29 protein-coding genes and 1 pseudogene are annotated in these 25,891 nt (G+C 69.5%); 27 read left to right on the top strand and 3 right to left on the bottom strand.

The genetic code is table 11. The annotated features are described in order from the left end of the window. Nucleotides 1–100 precede the first annotated feature (100 nt). The 9 genes from QFZ29_RS12905 to rplQ all read left to right on the top strand — a co-directional run bounded on the left by QFZ29_RS12905 (nucleotide 101) and on the right by rplQ (nucleotide 6,608). Nucleotides 101–1,600 (top strand): PTS mannitol transporter subunit IICB, encoded by a 1,500-nt coding sequence (locus QFZ29_RS12905; RefSeq protein ID WP_373426212.1) that lies wholly within the window; start codon nucleotides 101–103, stop codon nucleotides 1,598–1,600. A gap of 163 nt (nucleotides 1,601–1,763) precedes the next feature. Then, nucleotides 1,764–2,204, top strand: a complete 441-nt coding sequence (locus QFZ29_RS12900) for a PTS sugar transporter subunit IIA (protein ID WP_306894474.1) — start codon at nucleotides 1,764–1,766, stop codon at nucleotides 2,202–2,204. Continuing rightward, complete coding sequence (locus QFZ29_RS12895; RefSeq protein WP_306894473.1) at nucleotides 2,201–3,352, top strand: mannitol-1-phosphate 5-dehydrogenase; 1,152 nt, start codon at nucleotides 2,201–2,203, stop codon at nucleotides 3,350–3,352. The genes QFZ29_RS12900 and QFZ29_RS12895 overlap by 4 nt, the downstream gene beginning before the upstream one ends. 162 nt (nucleotides 3,353–3,514) lie before the next feature. Then, complete coding sequence (gene infA / locus QFZ29_RS12890) at nucleotides 3,515–3,736, top strand: translation initiation factor IF-1 (RefSeq protein ID WP_021759551.1); 222 nt, start codon at nucleotides 3,515–3,517, stop codon at nucleotides 3,734–3,736. Nucleotides 3,737–3,804: 68 nt separating this feature from the next. Then, the gene (rpmJ, locus tag QFZ29_RS12885) at nucleotides 3,805–3,918 is read left to right on the top strand and encodes a 50S ribosomal protein L36 (RefSeq protein ID WP_129520984.1); all 114 of its coding nucleotides are present in this window, start codon (nucleotides 3,805–3,807) and stop codon (nucleotides 3,916–3,918) included. A gap of 168 nt (nucleotides 3,919–4,086) precedes the next feature. Beyond that, on the top strand, nucleotides 4,087–4,467 hold the full coding sequence (gene rpsM, locus QFZ29_RS12880; protein WP_214868980.1) for a 30S ribosomal protein S13: 381 nt from the start codon (nucleotides 4,087–4,089) through the stop codon (nucleotides 4,465–4,467). A gap of 30 nt (nucleotides 4,468–4,497) precedes the next feature. Beyond that, a complete protein-coding gene (rpsK, locus tag QFZ29_RS12875; protein ID WP_022889749.1) occupies nucleotides 4,498–4,896 on the top strand; it encodes a 30S ribosomal protein S11 in 399 nt (132 codons plus the stop codon). Nucleotides 4,897–5,026: 130 nt separating this feature from the next. Beyond that, nucleotides 5,027–6,013, top strand: a complete 987-nt coding sequence (locus QFZ29_RS12870) for a DNA-directed RNA polymerase subunit alpha (RefSeq protein WP_129520986.1) — start codon at nucleotides 5,027–5,029, stop codon at nucleotides 6,011–6,013. A gap of 55 nt (nucleotides 6,014–6,068) precedes the next feature. Then, complete coding sequence (gene rplQ / locus QFZ29_RS12865) at nucleotides 6,069–6,608, top strand: 50S ribosomal protein L17 (RefSeq protein WP_306894472.1); 540 nt, start codon at nucleotides 6,069–6,071, stop codon at nucleotides 6,606–6,608. 104 nt (nucleotides 6,609–6,712) lie between these two features. On the opposite strand, the gene QFZ29_RS12860 is transcribed toward rplQ, so the two are convergent. Continuing rightward, entirely contained in the window at nucleotides 6,713–7,417 is a 705-nt protein-coding gene (locus QFZ29_RS12860) for a hypothetical protein (protein WP_306894471.1), read from the bottom strand. A gap of 176 nt (nucleotides 7,418–7,593) precedes the next feature. On the opposite strand from QFZ29_RS12860, the gene QFZ29_RS12855 reads away from it, so the two are divergent. From QFZ29_RS12855 to glmM, 5 genes are all read left to right on the top strand, one after another. Next, nucleotides 7,594–8,907: an acyltransferase family protein gene (locus QFZ29_RS12855; protein WP_306894470.1), complete on the top strand. Its 1,314-nt coding sequence runs from the start codon at nucleotides 7,594–7,596 to the stop codon at nucleotides 8,905–8,907. 59 nt (nucleotides 8,908–8,966) lie between these two features. After that, on the top strand, nucleotides 8,967–9,854 hold the full coding sequence (gene truA / locus QFZ29_RS12850; RefSeq protein WP_306896718.1) for a tRNA pseudouridine(38-40) synthase TruA: 888 nt from the start codon (nucleotides 8,967–8,969) through the stop codon (nucleotides 9,852–9,854). A gap of 194 nt (nucleotides 9,855–10,048) precedes the next feature. Next, on the top strand, nucleotides 10,049–10,495 hold the full coding sequence (gene rplM, locus QFZ29_RS12845; protein WP_129520990.1) for a 50S ribosomal protein L13: 447 nt from the start codon (nucleotides 10,049–10,051) through the stop codon (nucleotides 10,493–10,495). Nucleotides 10,496–10,538: 43 nt separating this feature from the next. Beyond that, complete coding sequence (rpsI, locus tag QFZ29_RS12840) at nucleotides 10,539–11,024, top strand: 30S ribosomal protein S9 (RefSeq protein WP_129520991.1); 486 nt, start codon at nucleotides 10,539–10,541, stop codon at nucleotides 11,022–11,024. 23 nt (nucleotides 11,025–11,047) lie between these two features. Next, on the top strand, nucleotides 11,048–12,421 hold the full coding sequence (gene glmM, locus QFZ29_RS12835) for a phosphoglucosamine mutase (protein ID WP_306894469.1): 1,374 nt from the start codon (nucleotides 11,048–11,050) through the stop codon (nucleotides 12,419–12,421). Between the two features lie 7 nt (nucleotides 12,422–12,428). Here glmM and coaA read toward each other — a convergent pair whose 3' ends face one another. Then, a complete protein-coding gene (gene coaA, locus QFZ29_RS12830) occupies nucleotides 12,429–13,370 on the bottom strand; it encodes a type I pantothenate kinase (RefSeq protein WP_306896716.1) in 942 nt (313 codons plus the stop codon). Between the two features lie 85 nt (nucleotides 13,371–13,455). Between coaA and glmS the strand changes: the two are divergent. The 10 genes and pseudogenes from glmS to QFZ29_RS12780 all read left to right on the top strand — a co-directional run bounded on the left by glmS (nucleotide 13,456) and on the right by QFZ29_RS12780 (nucleotide 21,402). Next, nucleotides 13,456–15,307, top strand: a pseudogene (glmS, locus tag QFZ29_RS12825) (glutamine--fructose-6-phosphate transaminase (isomerizing)). 25 nt (nucleotides 15,308–15,332) lie between these two features. Continuing rightward, on the top strand, nucleotides 15,333–15,728 hold the full coding sequence (locus QFZ29_RS12820) for a holo-ACP synthase (RefSeq protein ID WP_306894468.1): 396 nt from the start codon (nucleotides 15,333–15,335) through the stop codon (nucleotides 15,726–15,728). Further along, nucleotides 15,721–16,863, top strand: a complete 1,143-nt coding sequence (gene alr / locus QFZ29_RS12815) for an alanine racemase (RefSeq protein ID WP_306894467.1) — start codon at nucleotides 15,721–15,723, stop codon at nucleotides 16,861–16,863. The genes QFZ29_RS12820 and alr overlap by 8 nt, the downstream gene beginning before the upstream one ends. Further along, nucleotides 16,860–17,375: a tRNA (adenosine(37)-N6)-threonylcarbamoyltransferase complex ATPase subunit type 1 TsaE gene (gene tsaE / locus QFZ29_RS12810; RefSeq protein ID WP_306894466.1), complete on the top strand. Its 516-nt coding sequence runs from the start codon at nucleotides 16,860–16,862 to the stop codon at nucleotides 17,373–17,375. Before alr ends, tsaE begins: the two co-directional genes overlap by 4 nt. Before the next feature lie 9 nt (nucleotides 17,376–17,384). After that, the gene (tsaB, locus tag QFZ29_RS12805; protein ID WP_306894465.1) at nucleotides 17,385–18,005 is read left to right on the top strand and encodes a tRNA (adenosine(37)-N6)-threonylcarbamoyltransferase complex dimerization subunit type 1 TsaB; all 621 of its coding nucleotides are present in this window, start codon (nucleotides 17,385–17,387) and stop codon (nucleotides 18,003–18,005) included. After that, nucleotides 18,002–18,640: a ribosomal protein S18-alanine N-acetyltransferase gene (gene rimI / locus QFZ29_RS12800; protein WP_306894464.1), complete on the top strand. Its 639-nt coding sequence runs from the start codon at nucleotides 18,002–18,004 to the stop codon at nucleotides 18,638–18,640. The genes tsaB and rimI overlap by 4 nt, the downstream gene beginning before the upstream one ends. After that, complete coding sequence (gene tsaD / locus QFZ29_RS12795; protein ID WP_306894463.1) at nucleotides 18,637–19,689, top strand: tRNA (adenosine(37)-N6)-threonylcarbamoyltransferase complex transferase subunit TsaD; 1,053 nt, start codon at nucleotides 18,637–18,639, stop codon at nucleotides 19,687–19,689. The genes rimI and tsaD overlap by 4 nt, the downstream gene beginning before the upstream one ends. Before the next feature lie 139 nt (nucleotides 19,690–19,828). Beyond that, nucleotides 19,829–20,233 carry a DUF4190 domain-containing protein gene (locus QFZ29_RS12790; protein WP_306894462.1) on the top strand — a complete coding sequence of 135 codons (405 nt, stop codon included), beginning with the start codon at nucleotides 19,829–19,831 and terminating at the stop codon, nucleotides 20,231–20,233. A 43-nt stretch (nucleotides 20,234–20,276) separates the two neighbouring features. Continuing rightward, a complete protein-coding gene (locus QFZ29_RS12785; protein WP_306894461.1) occupies nucleotides 20,277–20,915 on the top strand; it encodes a DUF4190 domain-containing protein in 639 nt (212 codons plus the stop codon). A 10-nt stretch (nucleotides 20,916–20,925) separates the two neighbouring features. Beyond that, nucleotides 20,926–21,402, top strand: coding sequence for a DUF4190 domain-containing protein (locus QFZ29_RS12780; protein WP_306894460.1), 477 nt, complete (start codon nucleotides 20,926–20,928; stop codon nucleotides 21,400–21,402). 50 nt (nucleotides 21,403–21,452) lie between these two features. Here the strand turns inward: QFZ29_RS12780 and QFZ29_RS12775 are convergent, their stop codons facing one another. After that, nucleotides 21,453–22,640 (bottom strand): class I SAM-dependent methyltransferase, encoded by a 1,188-nt coding sequence (locus QFZ29_RS12775; protein WP_306894459.1) that lies wholly within the window; start codon nucleotides 22,638–22,640, stop codon nucleotides 21,453–21,455. Between the two features lie 129 nt (nucleotides 22,641–22,769). On the opposite strand from QFZ29_RS12775, the gene groES reads away from it, so the two are divergent. The 3 genes from groES to QFZ29_RS12760 all read left to right on the top strand — a co-directional run bounded on the left by groES (nucleotide 22,770) and on the right by QFZ29_RS12760 (nucleotide 25,682). After that, nucleotides 22,770–23,066 carry a co-chaperone GroES gene (groES, locus tag QFZ29_RS12770; protein ID WP_129521053.1) on the top strand — a complete coding sequence of 99 codons (297 nt, stop codon included), beginning with the start codon at nucleotides 22,770–22,772 and terminating at the stop codon, nucleotides 23,064–23,066. 96 nt (nucleotides 23,067–23,162) lie between these two features. Then, nucleotides 23,163–24,119: an EamA family transporter RarD gene (gene rarD, locus QFZ29_RS12765; protein ID WP_306894458.1), complete on the top strand. Its 957-nt coding sequence runs from the start codon at nucleotides 23,163–23,165 to the stop codon at nucleotides 24,117–24,119. A 273-nt stretch (nucleotides 24,120–24,392) separates the two neighbouring features. Then, on the top strand, nucleotides 24,393–25,682 hold the full coding sequence (locus QFZ29_RS12760; protein ID WP_306894457.1) for an ABC transporter substrate-binding protein: 1,290 nt from the start codon (nucleotides 24,393–24,395) through the stop codon (nucleotides 25,680–25,682). Nucleotides 25,683–25,891: the final 209 nt, after the last annotated feature.

Here is a 25,891-nt window from a genome sequence, read left to right as displayed (position 1 = left end):
GAGAGGCATCACCATGACAACGACGTCTTCGGACACGAAGCGGCCTGGGGGAGGGCGTGTCGCGGTCCAGAGGTTCGGCACGTTCCTCAGCGGAATGATCATGCCCAACATCCCCGCGCTCATCGCCTGGGGGATCTTCACGGCGTTCTTCATCACGGTGGGGTGGACGCCGAACGCCGACCTGGCGACCATCGTCGGGCCGTTCATCCACTACCTGCTGCCGCTCCTCATCGCGTACACGGGCGGCCACATGGTGCACGGCGCGCGCGGCGGCGTGGTCGGCGCGATCGCGACGTTCGGCGCGATCGCCGGGTCCGACCTGCTCATCGCGCAGGTCAACGCCACCCTGCCCGAAGACAACCAGCTCGGTCAGATTCACATGTTCATCGGCGCGATGATCCTCGGGCCGCTCGCGGCCTGGACGATGAAGAAGCTCGACGCGCTCTGGGACGGCAAGGTGCGCGCCGGTTTCGAGATGCTCGTCAACATGTTCTCGGCCGGCATCTGGGGCTTCATCATGGCGATCGTCGGGTTCTACCCGATCGCGTGGCTCGTCAACGGCATCATGAATGTGCTGGGCAGCGCGGTGAGCTGGCTCGTGGAGACCAACCTCCTCCCGCTCACGAGCATCCTCATCGAGCCCGCGAAGGTCTTCTTCCTCAACAACGCGATCAACCACGGCGTGCTCACCCCGCTCGGCGTGTCGCAGGCCGCGGAGGAGGGCAAGTCGATCCTGTTCCTGCTCGAGGCGAACCCCGGCCCCGGTGTCGGACTGCTGCTGGCGTTCACGATCTTCGGCATCGGCGCGGCACGCGCGTCCGCTCCGGGTGCGGCGATCATCCAGTTCTTCGGCGGCATCCACGAGGTGTACTTCCCGTTCGCCCTCATGAAGCCGACGCTCATCCTCGCCCTCATCGCGGGCGGCATGACGGGCGTGACCACGAACATGCTCTTCGACGCGGGCCTGCGGGCACCCGCCGCGCCGGGCAGCATCTTCGCGGTGATGGCGCAGACCGCGAGCGACAGCTATCTCGGGGTGATCCTCTCGGTGATCCTGTCGGCGGCGGTCACGTTCGTCGTCGCGGCCATCATCCTCCGGGCGACGCGCCGACGCGACCTCGCCAACGAGGCCGACGCGTTCGCCGACGCGGTGCTGCAGACCGAGGCGAACAAGGGCCGGAAGTCGGCGGCGATGGACGCGCTCCGTGCTCGGTCGAGCGACGAGCGCGTCGCCGAGGACGCGGTCGACCGCCTCGAGACCCAGGCGGAGACCGACGGCAGTCTCGCCGGCGGCACGGTCGCGACGCGAGAGGTCAGGCACGTCGTGTTCGCTTGCGACGCGGGCATGGGCTCTTCGGCCATGGGCGCGAGCGTCCTGCGCAACAAGATGAAGAAGGCGGGCATCGAGGATGTCACGGTGGTGAACAGCGCCATCGCCAACCTCGACGACTCGGCCGACCTGGTCGTGACGCAGAGCCAGCTGACCGATCGGGCGCGGGCGAAGACGCCCGATGCGATCCACATCTCGGTCGACAACTTCATGAATTCGCCGAAGTACGACGAGGTCGTGAATATCATCGAGTCCCAGCGGGGCCGTTGACGATCCCATCGGATGCAGCGGCGCCCGGGTCGCGGCCCCTCCCTGTGAGGCGGTCGCCGCCCGGGTGGTCGCGTCGCCGGGCCCGCTCGCTCCTCGCCCCGCACCCGCCCGGCCGCACCGAACCACGAAGGCACGAGAACCGACGAGGAAGCAGGAGAACCCCATGACCGAAGAGATCCTTCCGAAGGGCAACGTGCGGCTCGCGCCGCGCGCCGCACACCGCGACGACGCGATCCGCGAAGCGGGCTCGATCCTCGTGGAGGTCGGCGCCGTCGACCCGGCCTACGTCGATTCGATGCTCGAGCGGGAGAGCTCGGTCTCGACGTACATGGGCAACTTCCTCGCCATCCCCCACGGCACGAACGAGGCGAAGGACAAGATCCGCCGTTCTGCGCTCTCGGTGATCCGCTACGACGACCCGGTCGACTGGGGAGGCGAGGAGGCGCGGTTCGTCGTCGGCATCGCCGGCATCGAGAACGAGCACCTCGAGATCCTCTCGAAGATCGCGATCATCTTCTCCGACGACGACGCCGTGCAGCGCCTCGTCGAGGCAGGGTCGGCCGATGAGCTGCACTCCCTCCTGTCCGAGGTCAACGAACCGTGAAGGCCGTGCACTTCGGCGCCGGCAACATCGGGCGCGGCTTCGTCGGCCTCCTCCTCCACGAGGCGGGCTACGAGCTCGTGTTCGCCGACGTCAACGCGTCGCTCATCGACGACCTCGCGGCATCCGACCACTACACGGTGCATGAGGTCGGCGCCGGTGCCCGCGACCGCGTCGTCGACGGGTACCGGGCCGTCAACAGTGCCACGGATGCCGCGTTGCTCGCCGCCGAGCTCGCCGACGCCGATCTCGTGACCACCGCCGTCGGCCCCACGATCCTGCGCTTCATCGCCCCGCACCTCATCGCCGCGCTGCGGGCGAGGCCCGCGGATGCCGCGCCGCTCGCGATCATGGCGTGCGAGAACGCGATCAACGCCACCGACCTGCTCCGCGACGAGATCGCGTCGCTCTCGAGCGCCGAGGAGTGGCCGTCGATCGCCGCCCGCGCGGTGTTCGCGAACACCGCCGTCGACCGCATCGTGCCGGCCCAAGCGCCCGACGCGGGTCTCGACGTGACCGTCGAGACGTTCTTCGAGTGGGCGATCGAGCGGCCGCCGTTCGGCGCGGTCGCTCCCGAGATCCCGGGTGCGCACTTCGTCGCCGACCTCGCGCCGTACATCGAGCGCAAGCTCTTCACGGTGAACACGGGCCATGCCGCGACGGCGTACTTCGGTCGCGATGCCGGACACGCACGCATCAGCGAGGCGCTCGCCGATCCCGTCGTGGCCGTAGCGGTCGAGCAGGTGCTCGGCGAGACGTCGACCCTCATCGTCCGCAAGCACGGCTTCACCGACGACGAGCAAGCGGCCTATCGGGCGAAGATCCTCGAGCGATTCCGGAATCCCGAGCTGCCCGACACCGTCGAGCGCGTCGGACGCCAGCCGCTCCGCAAGCTCGGCCGTCATGAGCGGTTCATCGGCGCAGCGGCGGAGCTCGCCGAGCACGGGCATCCCGTCGACGGGCTGCTCGCGGCCATCGGCGCCGCGCTCCGCTTCGACCTGCCGTCCGATCCCGAGAGCGTCGAGTTGCAGGAACTGCTGCGCTCGCGCGATGCCTCGGCGTTCGTGCACGAGATCACCGGAATCCCGGCGGGGCACCCCCTCGAGCAGGGGCTCGTCGCCGAGGTCACGCGCGTCAAGGCCGGCGGGTGACGGTCGGGGCGCGGCATCCGCGTCCCGACTGGCGAACCCGCCCGGAATCACCTATAGTTGATCCTTGGTGTTTGCACGCCTGCTTCGGCATGCCCGACGAGCGATCGTCGGTCGCGAACACATCGCACGACCAGCATCCCAACTCCAAGCGATAGTGAGGCTATGGCCAAGAAAGACGGCGTCATCGAGATCGAAGGTTCGGTCGTCGAGGCCCTCCCGAACGCGATGTTCCGGGTGGAACTCACGAACGGGCACAAGGTCCTCGCGCACATCTCAGGAAAGATGCGCCAGCACTACATCCGCATCCTCCCCGAGGACCGCGTGATCGTGGAACTGAGCCCATACGACCTGACGCGCGGCCGCATCGTCTACCGCTACAAGTAAGGGCTGCTCGGAAAGTAACGGCCTGCGGCATCCCGCGGGTACGAAGACAGCGAATCCTAGGAACAACTATGAAGGTCAACCCCAGCGTCAAGCGCATCTGCGACAAGTGCAAGGTCATCCGTCGCCACGGCAATGTCATGGTGATCTGCGAGAACCCGCGCCACAAGCAGCGCCAGGGCTAATCGCCAGACGTCGGGGTGCGCCGCGTGCGCGCCCCGCTTTCCACAACTGAACACCGCATTCGGCAACACCAGAACCGCGGCATCTCGGATGCCTCGGGGACACCTCGGGTTGGAGGCCCGGGCACCGGTGTTGCTCCACACCTCCACTTCAATTCAGGAGAAGCCAACATGGCACGTCTGGCAGGAGTCGACATCCCGCGCGAGAAGCGCGTGGAGATCGCACTGACCTATATCTACGGCGTCGGCCGCACGCGAGCGCTCACCACGCTCGCTGACACCGGCATCGACGGCAACATCCGCGTGAAGGATCTCAGCGACGAGCAGCTCGTCGCCCTCCGCGACTACATCGAAGGCAACTTCAAGGTCGAGGGTGACCTTCGCCGTGAAGTCGCGGCCGACATCCGCCGCAAGGTCGAGATCGGATCGTACGAGGGCATCCGCCACCGTCGCGGCCTCCCGGTCCGCGGCCAGCGCACCAAGACCAACGCTCGTACCCGCAAGGGCCCGAAGCGCACCGTTGCCGGCAAGAAGAAGCCCGGCCGCAAGTAACCGCTCGTTCGCCAGAACTAGGAGATTTCAATGGCAGCACCCAAGGCGGCTACTCGCAAGCCGCGCAAAAAGGAAAAGAAGAACATCGCCGTGGGCCAGGCCCACATCAAGTCGACGTTCAACAACACGATCGTCTCGATCACCGACACCAACGGTGCCGTGATCAGCTGGGCCTCCTCCGGTGGCGTCGGCTTCAAGGGTTCGCGCAAGTCGACCCCGTTCGCCGCACAGCTCGCCGCCGAGTCGGCCGCCCGCCAGGCGCAGGAGCACGGCATGAAGAAGGTCGACGTCTTCGTCAAGGGCCCCGGCTCAGGCCGTGAGACCGCGATCCGTTCGCTTCAGGCCGCCGGTCTTGAGGTCGGCAGCATCAACGACGTGACGCCCCAGGCGCACAACGGATGCCGCCCGCCGAAGCGTCGCCGCGTCTGATTCTCCGCTCCGGTGGTCGAACGCTGCGAAGGCATCGTTCGGCCCCCGGGGCATCCGTTCTCTCCACAACTCAAGATCCTCGTACCTCGCAAGTGTCATATAGCGGACACTCTGCCGAAAGGAATCAACAGTGCTGATCGCACAGCGCCCGACGCTCACCGAAGAGAACATCTCGGAGTTCCGTTCGCGTTTCGTGATCGAGCCCCTCGAGCCGGGCTTCGGTTACACCCTGGGCAACTCGCTCCGTCGCACCCTCCTCTCCTCGATCCCCGGCGCAGCCGTGACGAGCATCCGCATCGACGGCGTGCTCCACGAGTTCTCGACCGTTCCGGGCGTGAAGGAGGATGTCACTGAGATCATCCTCAACATCAAGAGCCTCGTCGTCTCGAGCGAGCACGACGAGCCGATCACCGCCTACCTGCGCAAGCAGGGCGCCGGTGAGGTCACCGCCGCCGACATCTCGGCTCCCGCCGGTGTCGAGGTGCACAACCCCGGTCTCGTCATCGCGACGCTGAACGACTCGGCGAAGTTCGAGCTCGAGCTCACGATCGAGCGCGGCCGCGGCTACGTCTCGGCCAGCCAGAACCGCAACGAGTACAGCGAGGCCGGCCAGATCCCGGTCGACTCGATCTACTCACCGGTCCTCAAGGTCACCTACCGCGTCGAGGCCACCCGTGCCGGCGAGCGCACCGACTTCGACCGCCTCGTGGTCGACGTCGAGACGAAGTCGGCCATCACCCCGCGTGACGCGATCGCGTCGGCCGGCCGCACGCTCACCGAGCTGTTCGGTCTCGCCCGCGAGCTCAACACCGCAGCAGAGGGCATCGAGATCGGCCCCGCGCCGGTCGACGCCGTGCTCTCCAGCGAGCTCTCGATCCCGATCGAAGACCTCGACCTGTCGGTCCGCAGCTACAACTGCCTGAAGCGCGAGGGCATCAACACGGTGTCCGAGCTCGTCGCGCTCTCGGAGTCGCAGCTCATGAACATCCGCAACTTCGGCCAGAAGTCGGTGGATGAGGTCAAGGACAAGCTCACCGAGATGGGGCTGTCGCTCAAGGATTCGGTTCCCGGATTCGACGGCGCCCACTTCTACACGGGCTTCGACGACGAGAGCTGACGCCGGCCGAGCCGGCCGTCGCACCAACCCCCCTGACTACTGGAGATAACGAACCATGCCGAAGCCCACGAAGGGCCCCCGCCTCGGAGGCGGCCCCGCGCACGAGCGGTTGATGCTCGCGAACCTCGCCGCTGCGTTGTTCACGCACAAGCGCATCACCACGACCGAGACGAAGGCCAAGCGCCTGCGTCCGCTCGCCGAACGACTCGTCACCTTCGGGAAGCGCGGCGACCTGCACGCGCGCCGTCGCGTGCTCGGCGTCATCGGCGACAAGACGGTCGTGCACGAGCTGTTCACGGTCATCGCGCCGCAGGTGGCCGACCGTGAGGGCGGCTACACCCGCATCACGAAGATCGGCAACCGCAAGGGCGACAACGCCCCCATGGCGGTCATCGAGCTCGTGCTCGAGCCCGTGACGCCGAAGCAGCGCGCGGCGAAGCCCGCCGCTGCCGCGGCGCCGGTCGTCGACGAGGCGCCGGTCGAGGAGACCGCCGCCGAGGAGACTCCCGCCGAGGTCGTGACCGAGGCTGAGGCCGCGGTCGACGAGGCCGCGGGCTCCGAGGCGTCTGCCGAGGAGTCGGCCGAGGCCAAGTAGCCTCGACTTCCACTCACGAAGGGCTCCGGTGCACCAGCACCGGGGCCCTTCGTCATTCCGATCGCGTCATTTCGCTCGCGCTGCTGGGGTCATGCCGGCACGGATCAGCTCGCGCGCTCTGCCTGGATGGTCGCGGCCGCGAGCGCGCGGCGACCGATGAGGCGGACGGCGATGGCAATGACCCACGCCCAGAAGACGAAGTACGGGATGGTCCAGACCCAGCCCTCCCAGGCGTAGCGCACGGCGATCAGGCCGGCGCCGCCGACGATCGCCCACCAACCCCACCATGCGGGGAGTGCGCGACCGGCGAGGAGCGCCCAGCCACTCGCGATCGCGAAGCTGCCGAGTGCGAGCCAGGTGTTCGCGAAGCCGAGGTTGCCGAGATCGAAGGCGAAGGCCGCGATGCCCGGGTCGAGGTCCTGGCCGCGGTTGGTGGCGGCGTCCCAGCTCGCGTCGATGACCCCGTAGGCCGCGACGACCGTGCCCGAGACGAGGGCCACTGTCGAACGCCATGCCGGCTCACCCTCGACACGCCGCAGCAGTGTCGTGAGGCCGACCACGAACCACAGGAATGCCAGCATGCCGATCGAGGCGGTGGCTTCGGCCGCGGCGATCCACGGGGTGTCGGCATTCCGGAAGAACTCCGCGGCCTCCTCATTCGTGGCGTCGAAGGCCGGCTCGCCCAATGCCGAGATCGCGATGATCGGGGCGAAGAGGAGCACCACGGCGACGATGGCCGTGACGCCGGTGGTCCTCGCGAGGCCGCGCCACCGGTCGGGCGTGGTGCGTGGAATGGAGTGATCGGTCATGGCGATCTCCCGTCGTCGTCGACCTCTCCAGTATGGCGCGAGGCCGTGCTGCTGCTGAGGTCGAATGCGGGCGCGGCACCTTCGTCCGCGCCGTGAGACCGAGCACCGGCCCGGTCGCCGTTTCTGCCCTACTCTGTTCTCGGTGCGGCCGGCCCCGGCGCACGAGAGGGAGTCGCATGTCCACACTTCGCGTCCCGGTCGACCGCGACCTGTCCATCGACTTCGCGCGTGCCCTGTGCCTTCCCGTCGTCGTGCTCCTGCACGCCCTCCAGATGGGAATCGGCGGCGATCCGCTCCGGGCGTTCAACGCGCTCGACGGTTTCGAGCCGCTCGCCTGGGCGACCTGGCCGCTCATGATCATGCCCGTCTTCTTCATCTGCGGCGGCTTCGCGGCGATCACACAGTGGCGGCGGCTCCGCGGCCACGGCGAGACGGTCGCCCACTACGTGCGGCTTCGCGTCATCCGGCTCGCTCGTCCGGTGGTCTCCGTGGCCGCGGCGGTGGGCATCGTGCTCGCCCTGATGCTCGCGGCGGGGGCCGACGACGAGTTCGTGCGCACCTTCGCCGTGCGGCTCGCCGAGCCGTTGTGGTTCATCCCCGTCTATATCGCGTGCACCGCGCTCGTGCCCGTGATGTCGACGGTGCACCGGCATGCGCCGTGGGCCGGATACCTCGGTCTCGCGGGCGCTGTCGTCGTGGTCGACCTGCTCGTCCGCGCGACGGGCCTGCCGATCGGCCCGTTCAATTGGCTGTTCGTGTGGCTGTTCGCACAGCAGCTCGGCTTCGGCCTGCGCGACGGCTGGTTCGCCCGTCGCTCCCGGGCGACCCTCTGGGCCATGGCGGCCGGCAGTTATGGCGTGATCGTCGTGCTCGTGACGGTGTTCGGCTACTCCCACGACATGCTCGACAACCTCAACCCGCCGACGCTCTGCATCCTCGCGCTCGCGCTCGGCCAGGTCTCGCTGTTCGCGCTCGCGCAGCCTGCCATTCGCGGGGCGATGCAGCGCCGGGCACTGCTCGGCGGCGTGTACGTGTTCGGCGTGTACGGCATGGTGATCTACCTCTGGCACACGTTCGCCATGGCAGTCGTCGTCGGCGCGCAGGCGATCGTGGGTCTTCCGTTCCCGGCGGTGCTCTCGCCGGCGTGGTGGGCGACACGTCCCCTGTGGATCGCAGCCATCGCCATCGTCGTGGCCCTCTGCTGCCTCGTGGTGCCGAGGCTCGAGGCGCGCTGGCCAGACCCCGTGGAGCGCCGTACGCCGCTGGTCGCGGTCATCGCGTGGATGGTGATCGCGATCGCCGGCGTCGGCGTCATCCTCACGCAGGGGTATGTGCCGTGGCAGGTCGGCGTCGCCGGATGGGTGCTCGTCACGGGTGCCGTGATCGCGCTGACCATCGGGGGCCCGGGACCGCGCGCCGTGCCCGCTCCAGCGCCCGCGCAGACCCAGATGGCGCGCGACGGGAACCCCGACCCTAGGCTGGTGCAGTGAACGATCAATCGGATGTCGCGGGCAACGGCGACGCGGCGGCATCCGTCGTCCGACTTCGCATGGGCATCGCCTACGACGGCACCGACTTCAACGGCTGGAGCAGCCAGCCGGGGCTCCGCACGGTGCAGGGAGTGCTCGAGGCGGCGCTCGCGACGCTGTTCCGTCGCTCAGGCTTGGCACCGCGACTCACCGTCGCCGGCCGCACCGACGCCGGGGTGCATGCGCTCGGGCAGGTCGCGCACGTCGACGTGCCGCTCGAGGCGCTCGCCGCCGTGTCCCGCTCGAGGCACGGCCGCCCGGCTGAAGCGGCAAGCCCCGAGGCAGTGCTCGCCCGGCGCGTCAACGGAATCCTCGGCAGCGACGCCGATGTCGTCGTGACCGGCATCGATCGGGCGCCGAGCGGGTTCGACGCCCGGTTCTCGGCGGCATGGCGGAGGTACGAGTACCGCGTGGCCGACGCATCCGCTCGGCGCAACCCGCTCGACCGTCGTCGCACGCTCGTCATCCATCGTGCCCTCGACGAGTCCGCCATGAACGCCGCGGCCGACACGCTCGTCGGTCTCCACGATTTCGCGGCCTACTGCAAGCCGCGCGAGGGAGCCACGACGATCCGCACGCTGCAGTCCTACCGGTGGACGCGGCGTGATGATGACGGCGTGCTCGTGGCGACGCTGCAGGCCGACGCGTTCTGCCACTCGATGGTGCGGGCCGTCGTCGGTGCGATCGTCGCGGTGGGGGAGGGTCGGCTCGACGCCGGCGCGCCGGCCGAGATGCTGCATGCAGGGGAGCGAACGAGCGCCTTCACGGTGATGCCCGCCAAGGGGCTCGTGCTCACCGAGGTCGGATATCCCGACAACGACGAGCTCGAGGCGAGGGCGGCGCAGACGAGGGCGCGTCGCCGATTGCACGTGCAGCTCGACCTGCCCGACGCCGACGAGCTCGAATGATCCCGTGCGCGAGGTGCGAAGCGCCGCGATTGGACGCCCGTCGGTCTGTCGGCTAAGCTTGCACTTTGGTGTCGTCGACTGCGTCGGCATCCGAAGATGAGCCCTCCACCCGGGCGTTCGTCTCGCATCGCGAACGAACTCTCGAACGGAGTGGGATTCACGAACCCCTCACTCGATCAGAAAGCAGCACTTCCGTGACGCGCACCTTTACTCCCAAGTCGAACGACATCCAGCGCGACTGGGTCGTCATCGACGCAACCGACATCGTGCTCGGTCGCCTCGCGAGCCACGCGGCGACCCTGCTGCGTGGCAAGCACAAGGCGATCTTCGCGAACCACGTCGACACCGGCGACTTCGTGATCATCGTGAACGCCGACAAGGTGGCCCTCACCGGCCAGAAGCTCGAGCAGAAGAAGGCCTACCGTCACTCGGGCTACCCGGGTGGTCTCACGGCCGTCAGCTACGCCGAGCTCCTCGAGAAGAACCCCGTCCGCGCCGTCGAGAAGGCGATCCGCGGCATGCTCCCGAAGAACTCGCTCGGTCGCGCCCAGCTCAAGAAGCTGAAGGTGTACACCGGCCCGGAGCACCCGCACGCGGCCCAGCAGCCGAAGCCGTACACCCTCACCCAGGTCGCCCAGTAATTCCGGCGCACTCGACGTTCTCGAAATAAGGATTCACACCACCATGGCGAAGATCGCAGACCAGATCGAAGCGGCTCCCGAGAGCTACACCACCGAGAGCACCCCTGAGGCTGCTCCCAGCACCCCCCGTCGCGTGCTCAACGTCGGCGGCGCGGCTGTCGGCCGACGCAAGCAGGCCATCGCCCGCGTGCGGCTCGTTCCCGGCGCCGGGAGCATCACGGTCAACGGCCGTGAGTTCGCGGCCTACTTCCCGAACAAGCTGCACCAGCAGCTCATCACCGACCCTTTCACGGTGCTCGAGCTCACCGGCTCCTACGACGTGGTCGCGAAGATCACGGGCGGCGGCCCCTCGGGCCAGGCGGGCGCACTGCGTCTCGCGATCGCTCGTGCGCTGAACGAGATCGACCGGGAGAACAACCGCGCCAGCCTGAAGAAGGCCGGCTTCCTCACGCGCGACGCGCGCGTGATCGAGCGCAAGAAGGCCGGCCTCAAGAAGGCGCGCAAGGCTCCTCAGTTCTCGAAGCGCTGACGCGCTCGGGTTCGGTCCACTCGATGCCTCGGCTCTTCGGAACCGACGGGGTCCGGGGCCTGGCCAACCGTGAACTCACGGCTGACCTGGCCCTGGGCCTCGCCCAGGCGGCCGCCGCCGTCCTCACTCGCGGTCGCCATGCCGACGAGCTCCGCGCCGCGGGTCGACGTCCCGTCGCCGTGGTCGCGCGCGACCCCCGCGTCTCGGGTGAGTTCATCACCGCCGCCGTGTCGGCCGGCCTCGCGAGCTCGGGTGTCGACGTGCTCGACGCCGGCGTCATCCCCACGCCCGCGACGGCATACCTGATCGACAGCATCGGCGCCGACTTCGGCGTGATGATCTCGGCGTCGCACAACCCCGCGCCCGACAACGGCATCAAGTTCTTCTCGTACGGCGGCACGAAGCTCCCCGACGAGGTCGAGGACCGCATCGAGTCCTTCCTCGGGCGGCCGAAGCTCGCGCCCATCGGCGACGGAGTCGGCCGCATCCGCCGCTTCGCCGACGCCGAAGACCGGTACGTCGTGCACCTGCTCGGCACGTTGCCGCACCGGCTCGACGGCCTCCATGTCGTGCTCGATTGCGCGCATGGCGCTGCCGCCGGGGTTTCGCCCGAGACGTTCCGCGACGCCGGCGCCCGGGTCACCGTCATCGGCGCCGATCCCGATGGCATGAACATCAACGACGGAGTCGGTTCGACGCACCTCGGCCAGCTCCAGGCCGCCGTGGTCGAGCACGGCGCCGACCTCGGCATCGCCCACGACGGCGACGCCGACCGCTGCCTCGCGGTCGACGCGAACGGCGAGATCGTCGACGGCGACAAGATCATGGCGATCCTCGCGGTGTCGATGCACGAGCGCGGAAAGCTCACCGACGACACCCTCGTGGTCACTGTCATGTCGAACCTCGGCCTCCGGCGCGCGATGGCCGAACGGGGCATCCGGGTCGTCGAGACGAAGGTCGGCGACCGCTACGTGCTCGAGGCACTCGCTGCCGAGGGCCTCGCGCTCGGCGGTGAGCAGTCGGGCCACGTCATCATGACCGAGTACGCGACCACCGGCGACGGCGTGCTCACCGGACTCCACCTCGCTGCCGAGATGGCGCGCACCGGGAAGACCCTTGCCGAGCTCGCCTCCGTGATGACGGTGTACCCGCAGGTGCTCGTGAACGTGCGCGATGTCGACCACCACGCGCTCGGCGAAGATGCCGAGATCGCCGCGGCGGTCGCATCCGTCGAAGCCGAACTGGGCGACTCGGGTCGCGTGCTGCTTCGCCCGTCGGGCACCGAGCCGATGGTGCGGGTGATGGTCGAGGCCGCCGAGCAGGCGGTGGCCGAGCACCACGCCGCGGTCCTCGCCGACGTCGTGCGTGTGCGACTCGCGAACGGCAGCGCCGCCTGACCCGCGCCTAGAGCTTGCGCAGCAGCACGCTCGACACCGAGTGGTCGGGGCTCTTGCGGAGCACGAGCGTGGCTCGTGACCGGGTGGGGCGGATGTTCTGCAGCAGGTTCGGCTCGTTGATCGCATGCCAGATCTCGCGTGCGCGATTGCGCGCCTGTTCCTCGGTGAGGCTCGCGTAGCGATGGAAGTACGAGCGGGGGTTCGCGAACGCACCCCGCTGGAGCTTCAGGAACCGCTCCTCGTACCAGCAGGCGATGTCGCTCGTGCGCGCGTCGACGTAGATCGTGAAGTCGAAGAGGTCGCTCACGGCGAGGCGGTGACCGGGGCCCGGGGGCTGCAGCACGTTGAGTCCCTCGACGATGAGCACGTCGGGCCGGCGCACGGTGACCTGGGCGTCGGGAACGATGTCGTAGGCGAGGTGCGAGTAGAACGGCGCCTTCACCTCGGCGGCCCCGGCCTTCACCTCGCTCACGAAGCGCAAGAGGGCCCGCCGGTCGTAGGACTCGGGGAATCCCTTGCGGTCCATGAGGCCGCGCCGCTCGAGCTCGGCATTCGGGAACAGGAAGCCGTCGGTCGTGATGAGCTCCACCCGTGGCGTGTGCTCCCAGCGTGCGAGGAGCTCTCGCAGGAGCCTCGCGATCGTGGACTTGCCGACGGCGACCGAGCCGGCGACGCCGATCACGAACGGCGTCGACTCGAACCGCTCGCGAAGGAACTCGCTCGTGACCTTGTGCAGTGACTTCGTGCCGCCCACGTAGAGGTTCAGCAGTCGGCTGAGCGGGAGATAGACCTCGTTGACCTCGCGAAGGTCGAGCGGCTCGCCCAGGCCGCGGAGTTGCACGATCTCGGTCTCCCGGAGCGGCGCCGGCATCGATGGGGCGAGAGCGGCCCAATCGGCTCGGCCGAGTTCGATGAACGGTGAACTCTGGGGTGCCTGCGACGACGACATGTTCTGATCGGGCACCACGTCAGTCTAGTGTCGCGCTCTCGCCTGCGCGGCGGGCGCCCAGCTCGCCACGGATAGAATCGAGCGCATGTGTGGAATCGTTGGATATGTCGGTGAACGAAGCAGCATCGACGTCCTCATGGGAGGCCTCCGTCGCCTCGAGTACCGCGGCTACGACTCGGCAGGCGTGGCGATCGTCGACGACGACGGAACCATCGAGACCGCGAAGCGCGCCGGAAAGCTGAAGGTCCTCGCCGACGAGATCGAGGCGCACCCGCTGCACCGCGGCGGCACGGGCATCGGCCACACCCGCTGGGCGACGCACGGCGGCCCCACCGACGGCAACGCGCACCCGCACCTGGGTGACGAGGGCCGGCTCGCCCTCATCCACAACGGCATCATCGAGAACTTCGCCGAGCTGAAAGACGAACTGCTCGCCGAGGGCTACGAGTTCTCCAGTGAGACCGACACCGAGGTCGCCGCCGTGCTCCTCGGCCGCGAGTACCGCGCCAAGGGCGACCTGCGCGAGGCCTTCCGCACGACGGTCGCCCGCCTCGACGGCGCCTTCACACTCCTCGCCGTGCATCAGGATGCGCCCGGCCTCGTCGTGGGTGCGCGGTCGCAACTCGCCACTCGTCATCGGTCTCGGCGAGGGCGAGAACTTCCTGGGCTCGGATGTCGCGGCCTTCGTCGAGTACACGAAGCGCGCTGTGGCCATCGGTCAAGACCAGATCGTCGCGATCACGGCCGACGGCGTCGACGTGACCGACTTCGACGGCGAGCCCGTCGAGGTCGAGCCGTTCGACGTGGCATGGGACGCCTCCGCCGCCGAGAAGGGCGGCTGGTCGTCGTTCATGCGCAAGGAGGTGTCGGAGCAGCCCGAGGCCGTCGCCAACACGCTCCTCGGCCGCATCGTCGACGGTGCCGTCGTCATCCCCGAGCTCGAGGACTTCGGCGACGAGGAGCTCCGCGGCATCCGTCGCATCACCGTGATCGCGTGCGGCACCGCCGCCTACGCCGGCATGGTCGCGAAGTACGCGATCGAGCAGTGGGCCCGCGTGCCTGTCGAGGTGGAGCTCAGCCACGAGTTCCGCTACCGCGATCCGGTGCTCGACCCCGAGACCCTCGTGGTGTCGGTCAGCCAGTCGGGCGAGACCATGGACACGCTCATGGCAGTGAAGTACGCGCGCGAGCAGGGCGCTCGCACGATCTCGGTCTGCAACACGCAGGGGGCCACGATTCCGCGCGAGTCCGACGCCGTGGTCTACACGCACGCCGGCCCCGAGGTCGCCGTCGCCTCGACGAAGGCGTTCGTCGCGCAGATCGCCGCCCTCTACCTCTTCGGCCTGCACCTCGCCCGGGTGCGCGGCACGCTCTCGCCCGAGAAGCTCGCGGCCCAGCTCGCAGAGCTCCAGGCGGTGCCCGACAAGCTCCAGACCGTGCTCGCGCAGGGCGAGCGCGTCCGCGAACTCGCGCACTGGATGGCCGACACCCGCTCGGTGCTCTTCCTCGGCCGCCACGTCGGCTATCCGATCGCGCTCGAGGGCGCGCTCAAGCTCAAGGAGCTCGCGTACATCCACGCCGAGGGGTTCGCGGCCGGTGAGCTGAAGCACGGGCCGATCGCGCTCATCGAGCCGGGCCAGCCGGTCTTCGTCGTCGTGCCGAGCCCCCGCGGCTCTGCGGCGCTGCACCCGAAGGTGGTCTCGAACATCCAGGAGATCCGGGCTCGCGGCGCGCGCGTGATCGCGATCGCCGAGGCGGGGGATGCCGCGGTGCTGCCGTACGCCGACGAGGTGTTGCGCATTCCGCTCGCCGCCCCGCTCTTCGAGCCGCTCCTCGCGGTCGTGCCGTTGCAGCTCTTCGCGATGGAGCTGGCCCAGGCCAAGGGACTCGACGTCGACCAGCCCCGCAATCTCGCGAAGTCCGTGACGGTCGAGTAGCACGGCGACGAGGCCGGAGGCAATCGTGATCTCGGGAATCGGCATCGACGTGGTCGACATCGGGCGTTTCGAGCGCTCGCTGGCCCGTACTCCCGCCTTGCTCGAGCGTTTGTTCGCTGAGAGCGAACGCGGGCGCGCGCCACGGTCGCTCGCCGCGCGGTTCGCCGCGAAGGAAGCGCTCATCAAGGCCCTCGGCGGGCATGCGGTCATCCGCTGGCACGACATGCAGATCGTGCAAGACGACGAGGGCAATCCCGACTTCCTGCTCGCCGGTGCCCTCGCCGCGCACGTCGAGGCGCTCGGCATCGCGCGAGTCCACCTCTCGATGAGCCACGACGCGGGCATCGCGAGCGCCTTCGTCGTGCTCGAGGGGGCGGAGACCGTCGGCCCGCCCGCGGGTTCGAGTGCCGGCGATGAGTGAGACGCCCGGCGCGCGGCATCCCTTCCGGGAGGCCGTCGTCGACCTCGCCGCGATCAGGGCCAATGTCGCTGCATTGGCGGCGCAGGTCGCGCCCGCGCTCTCGATGGCGGTCGTCAAGGCCGACGCCTACGGCCACGGGGCCGTGCCGGTCGCCAGGGCGGCCCTCGAAGGCGGCGCAGACTGGCTCGGGGCATCCGACCTCGATGAGGCGATCGCCCTCCGCGACGCCGGCATCACGGCGCCGCTCCTCGCCTGGCTCCACGATCCCGGCGCCCGGTTCGCGCCCGCGATCGAGCGCGACGTCGACCTCGGCGTCTCGTCGCTTCATCAGCTGAACGAGATCGCGCAGGCCGCGGCATCCGTGGACCGCATCGCCGCGGTGCACCTGAAGATCGACACCGGGCTCAGCCGCAACGGCGTCGCCCCCGCCGACTGGGAGCGCGTCGTCCAGGCCGCAGCCGAACTCGTGCGCGACGGCCGGTTGCGCGTTCGCGGCGTGTTCAGCCACCTCGCGAACACTTCGCCCGCCGAGGATGCCGCGCAAGTCGCCGCCTTCGAGCGGGCGCTCGCCGCGGCATCCGCAGCGGGCCTCACGCCAGAGCTGCGTCACCTCGCATCGACCGCAGCGGCACTGCGCAGGCCCGAAGCCCGGTTCGACCTCGTGCGGCTCGGCATCGGCATCTACGGCGTGCCGCCGTTCGGAGACGGCACCACGGCCGCCGACCTCGGCCTCGTTCCCGCGATGACGCTGCGGGGCAGGGTCGCGGCCGTGCGGCGCGTCGACGCCGGCACCGGCGCCTCCTACGGCCATGCCTGGCGAGCCGAACGGCCTACGACGCTCGCGCTCGTACCGCTCGGCTACGCCGACGGAGTGCCGCGGCAGGCGTCGAACCGGGCGGAGGTGTGGCTCGCAGGCGCGCGCCGGCCCGTCGTCGGCCGCATCGCGATGGACCAGTTCCTCGTCGACGTGGGCGATGCGCCCGTCGTCGTCGGCGACGAGGTCGTGCTCTTCGGCGACCCGTCGTCGGGAGCGCCGTCGGCCGATGACTGGGCGGATGCCGCCGACACGATCGGCTACGAGATCGTCACCCGTATCGGCGTGCGGGTGCCGCGTCGTTACGTGGGCGACGGATGATGCGCATCGAGGTGCCGACGGCTGAAGACATGGAGGCGTTCGGCCGTGAGCTCGGCGGTGCGCTCCGCACCGGCGACCTCGTCGTGCTCAGCGGCCCGCTCGGGGCGGGCAAGACCACGCTCACGCGGGGCATCGGGGCAGGCCTCGGCGTGAGAGGGCCGGTGCAGAGTCCCACGTTCGTGCTCGCTCGAACACACCCAAGCCTCGTCGGCGGGCCGCCGCTCGTGCACGTCGACGCCTACCGGCTCGGCGGCGCTGCACTGCTCGACGACCTCGACCTCGACTTCGACCACGCGGTGGTCGTCGCCGAATGGGGGGCGGGGCTCCTCGACGACGTGAGCGAGTCATGGCTCGAGATCACGATCGATCGGCCGACCGGTGCGAGCGCGGCGATCGAGGTGGTCGACGATCTCGACGATGACGATCCGCTCGATGCCGACGAGCCGCGCACGATGACGGTGGCCGGCCACGGCCCCCGCTGGGCGGGCACCCCCTACGCCGACGGGCCGTAGGCTGGTTCCATGCTCCTCGCCATCGACACCTCGACGGGCACGAGCGTCGCCGTCGTCGACCGCGAGGGCGGCATCCTCGCCGAGGTCGGCACCGACGACTCCATGCGGCACGCCGAAGTCGTGGGCGGCTTCATCCGCGATGCGCTCGCCGTAGCGGGTGTGACGCCCGGTCGGCTCTCCGGGGTCGCCGCCGGTATGGGGCCCGGGCCGTTCACGGGGCTCCGCGTCGGCATCGCGGCCGCGCACGCCTTCGCGCTCGGCATCGGCAGGCCGTTCGTCCCGGTCGTCAGCCACGACGCCGTGGCGTGGTCGTGGTACCACGACGGCGGCATCGGCGGGCTGCAGGTCGTCACCGATGCACGACGCCGCGAGTTCGCCGTGAGCGAGTACCACGGGCTCGACGCCGACGACCTGCCCGTGCGGCTCACCGGGCCCGAGCTCGCTCCGCGCGACGAGGTGCCCGCCGCCCGCGGCATCCGCTTCGACGCCCACCTCGTGCCGGCGGGCGCCATCGGCATGCTCGCCGAGCTCGCCTTCGCCGCCGGGCGCCTGCCGCTCGCGGGCGATGCGCCGTTGTATCTCAGGGCCCCCGACGTCACGCCGTCCGCTCGAAAGCGGGTGCTGCGATGAGCGTGCTGATGCGCCGCGCGAAGGTCGAAGACCTCGACGCGATCATGCGCCTCGAGCGCGAGACCTTCGTCACCGATGCCTGGCCTGAAGACGCAATGCGACGAGAGCTCGAGAGCCCCCACGGCTACTACCTCGTCGCCGTCGACGATGCGGCGGCACCCGTTCCAGAGGCCGAAGAGGCCGAGGCGCCGGATGCCGCGGGAGCGGCCATCGATGGAGCCGGTGCTGCCGCATCACCGAAGCGTCCGCCCGTCGGCCTGCTCGGATACGCGGGACTGCTCGCCCCCGCCGGAAGCGGCCAGGGCGACATCCAGACCATCGCGGTGGCGCCGGCCGCGCGGGGCATGGGTCTCGGCCGCGGCCTCATGCACGCGCTCATCACCCAGGCCCGCCGCCGCCACGTCGCCGAACTGTTCCTCGAGGTGCGTGCCGACAACGCGATCGCGCGGGCGCTCTATGCCTCGCTCGGATTCCGCCAGATCGGCGTTCGGCGCGGGTACTACCAGCCCGACGGGGTCGACGCGATCACGATGCGACTCGAGGTGCCGGCCGCCGTGACGCGGCCCGCGGCATCCGGAGCCCACGCAGCGCTCGGAATGCAGCCGCGTCGCGCCGACGCAGGGGAGGCGCGATGAACCGCACCCGGCCCCTCGTGCTCGGCATCGAGACCTCGTGCGACGAGACGGGCGTGGGCATCGTGCGCGGCACGACCCTGCTCGCGAACATCATCGCGTCGTCGATGGAGGAGCACGCGCGCTACGGCGGCGTCGTGCCCGAGGTCGCCGCGCGGGCGCACCTCGAAGCGCTCGGGCCGGTGATCGGCACCGCGCTCGACGAGGCCGGTGTCGCGCTCGGCGAGATCGATGCGATCGCCGTCACCAACGGTCCGGGCCTCGCGGGCGCCCTCATGGTCGGCGTGGGAGCGGCGAAGGCCCTCGCCCTCTCGCTCGAGGTGCCGATCTACGCCGTGAACCACCTCGTCGGGCACGTCGGCGCCGACCTGCTCGACGACGAGGCGCCGCTCGAGACGCCCACCGTCGCGCTGCTCGTCTCGGGCGGGCACACCTCGTTGCTGCTCGTGCGCGACCTCGTCGCCGACGTCGAGCTGCTCGGCGAGACGATCGACGACGCCGCGGGGGAGGCGTTCGACAAGGTCGCGCGCGTGCTCGGCCTGCCGTATCCCGGAGGACCCGAGATCGACCGGGCCGCGATCGGCGGCGACCCGGCGGCGATCCGGTTCCCGCGCGGGCTCACGCACCCGAAAGATCTGGCTGCGCATCGCTACGACTTCAGCTTCTCGGGATTGAAGACCGCCGTCGCCCGCTGGGTCGAACAGCGTGAGGCGGCCGGCGAGCCCGTGCCGCTCGCCGACGTCGCCGCGAGCTTCCGCGAGGCCGTCGTCGACGTGCTCGTCGGCAAGGCCGTCGCCGCGTGCGCCGACCTCGGGGTGCCGAGGCTCCTGCTCGGCGGCGGCGTCGTCGCGAACGCCCGGCTCCGCGAGGTGGCCCAATCGCGAGCGGATGCCGCGGGCATCGCGCTGCGTGTGCCGCCGCTCTCCCTCTGCACCGACAACGGAGCCATGATCGCCGCGCTCGGCGCCCAGCTCGTGATGGCGGGCCACGCACCGTCCGAGCTCGGATTCGGCGCCGATTCGACGCTGCCCGTCACCGAAATCCAAGCCTGACCATGCCGAACGCGATCCTGTGAATCGTGCCATCGCCGCGATAGTGTGAACTCGAAGACGCCGGATGTCGCCAGTCGACGCCGCCGTCGCGCCCGCCGCAGACGGCGGCGCGCATGACCACAGCATGAGGGGGACCATCGTGACCGATCCGAACACTCCTGAGCCCGGAGCGCCCGTGCCGCCCGTGCCGCCGACGGGGCCCTCAGCACCCGGTTACAGCGCGCCGCCTGCCGGCCCTCCTGCCTACGGCCAGGCCGAGAGTGCCTACGGCCAGCCGGCGACCGGCAAGACCAACACGCTCGCGATCGTCTCCCTCGTGGCATCCCTCGTCGGTTTCGCGACGGGCATCGGATTCATCGCGGGCATCATCTGCGGACACATCTCACTCGGCCAGATCAAGAAGACCGGCGAACAGGGCCGCGGCCTCGCGCTCGCCGGCCTCATCATCGGCTACATCGGCATCGTGCTCTCGATCATCGTCGTCATCGTCGTGATCGCGGGGCTCGCCGCCCTCTACTCCACCGGTGTTGTCACGACGTACTGAGCGCGTGCCAGCAGAACACGACCACGAAGAAGGGCGAATGCCAATGAGTGATCCGAACAGACCCGACGACGTTCCCAAGGTGCCCAAGACACCCGAGGAGCCCGAAGTGGCGGCCGCGCCCGAGTCGCCGCTCTCGGCCGACGAGGCCGGCGCCACGGCCGAGCCGTTCGCCAGCGAGCCCGAGGTGCCGTCGGCTCCCGAGCCGCCCGCAGCGCCTGAGCCGCCCGCTCCTCCGGCTCCGCCGGAGCCGCCGAGCTACGGCTCGGCCACGCCGCCGCCGCCTCCGCCGCCCGCTGCCGGCTACGGGATGCCGTCCGACCAGCCGCCCGCCGCCCCCGCATACGGCGCACCGGCACAGCCCGGCTACGCGGCGCCCGCGTACGGCACGACGCCCAGCAAGCCGACGCCCGTGTTCAGCCTCATCTCGCTGATCGCCGGCATCATCGGCCTCGTGGGCTTCTTCGTGGTCTTCATCCCGTTCGTCGGTGGCATCATGCAACTGTTCATCCCTGCGGCTGCCGTGGTGCTCGGCTTCATCGGCAAGCGGAAGGAGCCGGCGGCCAAGGGCATGTGGCTCACCGGCATCATCCTCGGATTCGTCGGAATCGCCATCGGCCTGCTTTCACTGCTGCTGTGGGGCATCCTCGCCGCGACCGTAGGAACGATGGACTACACGTACTGATGAGGCACTCATGACCGAGCGTGAGGGGGTTTCGCCTGAGGGCGGGGCCCCCGATCGCTTCGAACCGGGAGATCCGCTCGCGCCGTACCAGCCGGCCGAGCCGACCTTCCGTGTCGACCCGACCGTGCGCGAGTTCGAGGTGCCCTTCGACACCGGGCAGTTGCAATCGCTCTCGACCGGCCAGCTCCTCATCGTGCACCGGCCCGGCGGCGACGTGGCCGATGCTGTCGAGGAGGCGACCCAGCGCAGGGTGTACAGCTGGATCGCGGCCGTCGTCGGCACGATGGGGGCCATCGCATCGCTGTTCGTCGGATGGATGCTGCCGCTGTCCATCGCCGCGATCATCTTCGGCGTGCTGGGCCTGCGCCGCGAGGAGAAGGGCCGCACGCTCGCGTTCGTCGGCATCGGCACGGGTCTCGCGGGCCTCGTGTTCTCAGCGGTGTGGATCGGCTACTACGCGATCGTGTTCGGCGCGCTGCCCGCCTGAGCCACCCACACCTGAGCCGACCGCGCGCGTCGCTCGAGCCGCTCGCGTCGCTAGAGTCGCTCGACGAGCAGCGCGACGTGCCGGCCGAGCTCCCGGGTGAGCACGATCGTCGCCGACTCGTCGCCGCGCAGCTTCAGCCGCGTGCGGAGCGCCGCCGGATCGACGTCGGTCCCGCGCTTCTTGATCTCGAGGGTGCCGACGCGGCGCGCCTGCAGGGCCTGGCGCAGCTGCCGCTCGTCGGCGGGAAGTCGCTCGAGCACCCGGAACCCTTGCGCGAAGGGCGACTCGAACGGTGTATCGGCCGTGAGGTAGGCGATGCCGGCGCTCGCCATCCATGCACCGTTCGCGCGCGCGAGGTCGCCGATCAGGCGCGCACGGATGACGGAGCCGTCGGGCTCGTAGAGGTAGTCGCCGATCGGGCCGGTCGGAGCATCCTCGCTGTCGGCCGCGGCCGTGAGCTCGTGGGCGGCGTCGCCGCGGATCACGAGCGCTGCGCGGCGGATGCCCGGGCGTGCCAGCTGGCCGAGCCAGACGCCGAGCTCCACGACGTCGCCGTCGAGCGAGACCCACTGCGCCTCGGATTCGGCGGGGATGACGTCGCGGTCGGTGCCCGGGCCGAGCTTGACTCCCACCGGCATCCGCTCGGCGAGGCCGAACGCGAAGTCGAGCGAGGGGGAGTAGTCGGCGGCATCCGAGATGCGCCTCGTGGTGCCTCCGGTCGTCGTGCGGCGTGCCGGGTCGAGCCAGGCGCCGCCGATGCCGCCGAGCGGCACGTCTTCGGCGCGTGCGTGCAGCACCTGGACCCGCGAGAACGGCGTGAGGTTGTACGCGGCGATCGCGGCGGTGACCTCGTCGGCTTCGGCGGCCGTCACCTCGAGATCGATCGCGGCCATCGCGAGCGCGTCGCCGCCGATGCCGCAGCCGAGGTCGGCCACGTGCGTGATGCCGGCTCGAGAGAAGCGGCCGGCATGCAGGGCGGCGACCCTGAGCCGCGTCGCCTGCTCGAGGCCCGCCTCGGTGAAGAGCATGCGCGAGGCGAACTCGCCGAACTTCGCACGGGCCTTCGCACGCAGCTTCGATTGGCTGAGCACGGTGGCCACGAGACCCGACGGATGCCCCTCGCGGCGCAGTCCCGCGACCGTCTTCACGATGTCGGCCTTCGAATCCCAGGCGGGCAGGCCGTCGAGGAGCCGGAGGCCCTCTGGAGAGAGCAGTTCGACGAGCTCGGCGCGATCCACCCGGCCACGCTAGCACCCACATCCGTGCGCTGGCACTCGCGTTGCATGAGTGCCAAATCCTGCCTAGACTCGTCTTAGCACTCTCGCTTTGAGGGTGCTAAACAGTCTTCGTCAAGAAAGAGGTCAAACGTGTCGGTTTCCATCAAGCCGCTCGAGGATCGCATCGTCATCAAGCAGGTCGACGCCGAGCAGACCACCGCGTCAGGTCTCGTCATCCCCGACACTGCCAAGGAGAAGCCCCAAGAGGGCGAGGTCGTGGCCGTGGGCCCCGGTCGCATCGATGACAACGGCAATCGCATCCCGCTCGACGTCGCAGTCGGCGACAAGGTGATCTACTCCAAGTACGGCGGCACCGAGGTCAAGTTCGGCGGCGACGACCTGCTCGTGCTCTCGGCCCGCGACGTGCTCGCGGTCGTGGTTCGCTAGTCGACACGATTCGTTCGAGGCCCGGATGCCCTGCGGCATCCGGGCCTCTTCGTATGCCCGGCGGCGGATGTCTGCGGTCAGGCGTAGTCTGAGCCGGTGTCAACCCGTTCCGATGTCTCGGCCGGGGCGAACCTCACGCCCGCATCAGGCGTGAGCCGCTCCGGACTCGTCTTCGCGATCAGCGCCTACAGTCTCTGGGGCTTCCTCCCCATCTACTTCATTGCGCTCGCGCCCACCGGGCCCTTCGAGGTCGTCGGATGGCGCGTGCTGCTCTCGCTGGTGTTCTGCGCCCTCGTCATCACGGTCACGCGCGCTTGGCGCCCGTTCGCGACCATCCTGCGCGACCGCCGCGCGGTGCTCACGATGGGCATCGCGGGCGTGCTCATCTTCGTCAACTGGCAGACCTACGTCTACGCCACCCTCACCGGGCAGGTCGTCGAGGCCGCGCTCGGCTACTTCATCAATCCCATCGTCACGGTCTTCCTCGGCGTGCTCGTCTTGCGCGAGCGCCTCAACGTGACGCAGTGGGTGGCCGTCGGCATCAGCATCGTCGCCGTCGTCGTGCTCGCCTTCGGCTACGGGCAGCTGCCGTGGATCGCCCTCGTGCTCGCGTTCTCATTCGGCTTCTACGGCCTCATCAAGAAGCGCGTCGGGCCCAAGGTCGACGCAGTCTCCGGGCTCACCCTCGAGACCGCCTGGCTCGCGCCGCTCGCCGTCGTGCAGCTCGTGTTCGTGTCGATGACCACCGGGCTCACGATCGGCACGGTGAGCGGCTGGCACACGACGCTGCTGCTGCTCGCCGGAGCCATCACGGCGGTGCCGCTGCTCCTGTTCGCGGCCGCGGCGCGCCGGCTGCCGCTCATCTACATGGGGTTCATCCAGTACTTCGCGCCGTTCATCCAGTTCATCGTCGGCGTCGCGGTGCTGCAAGAGCCGATGCCGCTCGAACGGTGGATCGGATTCGCCCTCGTGTGGGTCGCCCTCGCGGTGCTCACGTTCGACCTCGTGAGGGGCGTCCGTGCCTCGCGACGCGTTCCGACAGAGCTCATCTGAGGTCTGGATCAGGCCCTGATCCAGGCGCGAATGGGGCTCGAAGGGGTCCCCAGGCGAGCGGATGCCGCAACGCGCGTTCTGCGCGTCGAGGTCGCGCTGCACGCCGATTCTGTGCGCTTTCGGCGGGCAAGGTGTCGGCGAGATAACGATTCCTGCGGTGTTACACGGTTGTGACCGGCGCGACTTGTTTCCGCCATTGGGGCGCAATACTGTCAAACAACGGCGTCACCAGACGCTGCTTTGTGTACCAATCCTTCAGTCCCAAGGAGCAACATGAGCGTATTCGCGAAGGCCAAGGCCTCGCGCTCGGCTCGCGCAGCCTGGACGGGTCTCGCCATCGCTGGCGTCAGCACCCTCATCCTCTCTGCGTGCGCAACGGGTGGCACGCCGCCGGCCGAGACGGAAGAGCCGGCCGACGCCGGCGACGCCCTGCCCGTCGAGGCAGGCGAACGAGACCTCACCCTCAAGGTGGGCACGATCCTTCCGCAGAGTGGAACGCTCGCGTTCCTCGGCCCGCCCGAGGAGGCCGGTGTGGCGCTCGCCGCACAGGAGATCAACGAAGCCGACATGGGCCTCAACATCGAGGTCATCTACCGCGACTCCGGTGACACCACGACCGACATCGCCACCGTCTCCGTCACCGACCTGCTCTCGCAGGACGTCTCGGCGATCATCGGTGCCGCGTCGTCGGGTGTGTCGTTCACGGTCATCGACCAGATCACCGCGGCCGGTGTCGTGCACTTCTCGCCGGCGAACACGTCGCCCGACTTCACCGAGTACGAGGACAACGACCTGTACTTCCGTACTGCGCCGTCCGACCTCCTGCAGGGTGAGGTGCTCGGCAACCAGATCGCCGCAGACGGCGCTTCGACCCTCGGTCTCCTCGTCCTGAACGACCCGTACGGCACCGGCCTCGCAGAGGCCACCAAGGCGTCGTTCGAGGCGGCAGGCGGCGAAGTCGTTGCCGAGGAGCTCTTCAACACGGGTGACTCGAACTTCGACGCGCAGCTCTCGGCGATCAACGCCGCGAACCCCGACGCCGTGGCCGTCATCACCTTCGATGAGGCCAAGGTCGTCGTTCCGGCGCTCGTCGGCTCGGGCTACCCCGGCGACCAGCTCTACTTCGTCGACGGCAACCTGTCCAACTACAGCGCAGACTTCGCACCCGGCCTCATCACCGGCGCGAAGGGCACGCTGCCCGGTCCGGAGCTCGAAGACGACTTCCGTGAGCGGATCCTCGCCGTCGACCCCGACCTGGCGGACTTCAGCTACGGTCCCGAGTCGTACGACGCGACCGTGCTGATCGCCCTTGCGGCGTACGCGGCGAACAGCACCGAAGGTGTTGACATCGGCAAGTACCTGCGTCAGGTGTCGGGTGGCACCGGCGACGGTGAGAAGGTCACCGACCTCGGCGACGCCTTCACGGCGCTCTCCGAAGGCTCGCAGATCGACTGGGACGGCCCGTCCGGCCCGATCACGCTCGACGAGCACGGAGACCCCACCGAGGCGACCATCGGTATCTACGAGTACGGCGACGACAACACGTACTCGCGCATCCAGTAGTACGGTTCTCGCCTGGAAGGGCCTCGGCTTCGGCCGGGGCCCTTTCTCGTGCCCGCATGGGGCCTCGGCTTGGGCTGGGCCCTTTCTCGTGCCCGCGTCCGGCCCGTTGCGTGGGCACAGGCGCCCCGGGACCGACTCGCGGGCTCGGGGGAGCTCTCCGTGGCGTTCACGCCGTCGCGCCGCTGTCGCGGAAGTGGCAGGAACCGCAC

Origin of the sequence: Agromyces albus, assembly GCF_030815405.1 — a bacterium.
GTDB lineage: Bacteria > Actinomycetota > Actinomycetes > Actinomycetales > Microbacteriaceae > Agromyces > Agromyces albus_A.
The sequence above is the reverse complement of the archived record's forward strand: the minus strand, read 5'-3'. Positions and strand labels throughout refer to the sequence as shown.

Bases quoted from the DNA above. Each gene is read 5' to 3' on its own strand.
- QFZ29_RS12780 (WP_306894460.1), top strand. From the start codon at position 20,926: ATGACCGAGCGTGAGGGGGTTTCGCCTGAGGGCGGGGCCCCCGATCGC.
- QFZ29_RS12900 (WP_306894474.1), top strand. From the start codon at position 1,764: ATGACCGAAGAGATCCTTCCGAAGGGCAACGTGCGGCTCGCGCCGCGC.
- glmM (WP_306894469.1), top strand. From the start codon at position 11,048: ATGCCTCGGCTCTTCGGAACCGACGGGGTCCGGGGCCTGGCCAACCGT.
- QFZ29_RS12905 (WP_373426212.1), top strand. From the start codon at position 101: ATGCCCAACATCCCCGCGCTCATCGCCTGGGGGATCTTCACGGCGTTC.
- rpsK (WP_022889749.1), top strand. From the start codon at position 4,498: ATGGCAGCACCCAAGGCGGCTACTCGCAAGCCGCGCAAAAAGGAAAAG.
- rplQ (WP_306894472.1), top strand. From the start codon at position 6,069: ATGCCGAAGCCCACGAAGGGCCCCCGCCTCGGAGGCGGCCCCGCGCAC.
- QFZ29_RS12860 (WP_306894471.1), bottom strand. From the start codon at position 7,417: ATGACCGATCACTCCATTCCACGCACCACGCCCGACCGGTGGCGCGGC.
- QFZ29_RS12760 (WP_306894457.1), top strand. From the start codon at position 24,393: ATGAGCGTATTCGCGAAGGCCAAGGCCTCGCGCTCGGCTCGCGCAGCC.
- tsaE (WP_306894466.1), top strand. From the start codon at position 16,860: ATGATGCGCATCGAGGTGCCGACGGCTGAAGACATGGAGGCGTTCGGC.
- truA (WP_306896718.1), top strand. From the start codon at position 8,967: ATGGGCATCGCCTACGACGGCACCGACTTCAACGGCTGGAGCAGCCAG.
- coaA (WP_306896716.1), bottom strand. From the start codon at position 13,370: ATGTCGTCGTCGCAGGCACCCCAGAGTTCACCGTTCATCGAACTCGGC.
- rpsI (WP_129520991.1), top strand. From the start codon at position 10,539: ATGGCGAAGATCGCAGACCAGATCGAAGCGGCTCCCGAGAGCTACACC.
- alr (WP_306894467.1), top strand. From the start codon at position 15,721: ATGAGTGAGACGCCCGGCGCGCGGCATCCCTTCCGGGAGGCCGTCGTC.
- rimI (WP_306894464.1), top strand. From the start codon at position 18,002: ATGAGCGTGCTGATGCGCCGCGCGAAGGTCGAAGACCTCGACGCGATC.
- tsaD (WP_306894463.1), top strand. From the start codon at position 18,637: ATGAACCGCACCCGGCCCCTCGTGCTCGGCATCGAGACCTCGTGCGAC.
- QFZ29_RS12855 (WP_306894470.1), top strand. From the start codon at position 7,594: ATGTCCACACTTCGCGTCCCGGTCGACCGCGACCTGTCCATCGACTTC.
- rpmJ (WP_129520984.1), top strand. From the start codon at position 3,805: ATGAAGGTCAACCCCAGCGTCAAGCGCATCTGCGACAAGTGCAAGGTC.
- rpsM (WP_214868980.1), top strand. From the start codon at position 4,087: ATGGCACGTCTGGCAGGAGTCGACATCCCGCGCGAGAAGCGCGTGGAG.
- tsaB (WP_306894465.1), top strand. From the start codon at position 17,385: ATGCTCCTCGCCATCGACACCTCGACGGGCACGAGCGTCGCCGTCGTC.
- QFZ29_RS12785 (WP_306894461.1), top strand. From the start codon at position 20,277: ATGAGTGATCCGAACAGACCCGACGACGTTCCCAAGGTGCCCAAGACA.
- infA (WP_021759551.1), top strand. From the start codon at position 3,515: ATGGCCAAGAAAGACGGCGTCATCGAGATCGAAGGTTCGGTCGTCGAG.